Source organism: Peterkaempfera griseoplana, from assembly GCF_001418575.1.
Taxonomy (GTDB): Bacteria; Actinomycetota; Actinomycetes; order Streptomycetales; family Streptomycetaceae; genus Peterkaempfera; species Peterkaempfera griseoplana.
Window position 1 is genome coordinate 1 of sequence record NZ_LIQR01000027.1, and the last position, 639, is coordinate 639.

A 639-nucleotide genomic window follows, 5' to 3' on the forward strand; every position below is an offset into this window, starting at 1 on the left:
AGATGGGTATAAGGGACAGGGCAGGGGCCGGGGACGCGGCCTGGGGGGTCACTGAAGTCACCTCGGTACCGGGCTTGTAGTCGGCGAAGAAGTCCCACCAGGCACGGTCTACGGAGTTCGGGTCCTGGAGGTACTGCTGGTAGATCTCGTCGACAAGCCATTCGTTGGGGCCGAAGCCCGCAGAGCTGGTCGAGCTGTTGGAGGTATTCGGGGACTGTGGCGACACGGCGCTAACCGCCCTCTTCCGCTTCCTTTTGGGATGGTGGACAGCGGAGAACAAGGCTACGCCCCTGACATGTGATCGCGCAGTTCCCGGGGGCCCGTCGTCGCCCAGATCACAGCCGCCGAGGTCAGTTTGGCGTGAAACATGTGGTTGAACCGGCCGAAGCATGGGAAGGGCGAGGTTCCGCTTTGGCTGACAACCGCCGACAAACGGGACATAATCCCCCATTGGTCGGCCACTTCTGGCCGCTCGGCATGCTGCGGCGTGTGAATGTCCCGGTTCTGTGTCAAACGTCCACAGGGGTGCCACCCGGAAGGGTGACCAGGATCCGGCAACCCCGCTCGGCCTCCGCCACCCTGATCTCGCCGCCGTGCAGATCGACCGCCCAGCGCGCGATGGCCAGCCCCAGCCCGGTA

General features: G+C 64.6%; 2 protein-coding genes. Both read right to left on the reverse strand.

Annotated elements, in window-relative coordinates:
• Window positions 1-226 (reverse strand): 2-oxoglutarate dehydrogenase E1 subunit family protein (locus AOK09_RS41600; RefSeq protein ID WP_245687075.1); only part of this gene is annotated, 226 nt, incomplete at its 3' end.
• Window positions 227-509: 283 nt separating this feature from the next.
• Window positions 510-639 (reverse strand): ATP-binding protein (locus AOK09_RS41605; protein ID WP_245687077.1); only part of this gene is annotated, 130 nt, incomplete at its 5' end.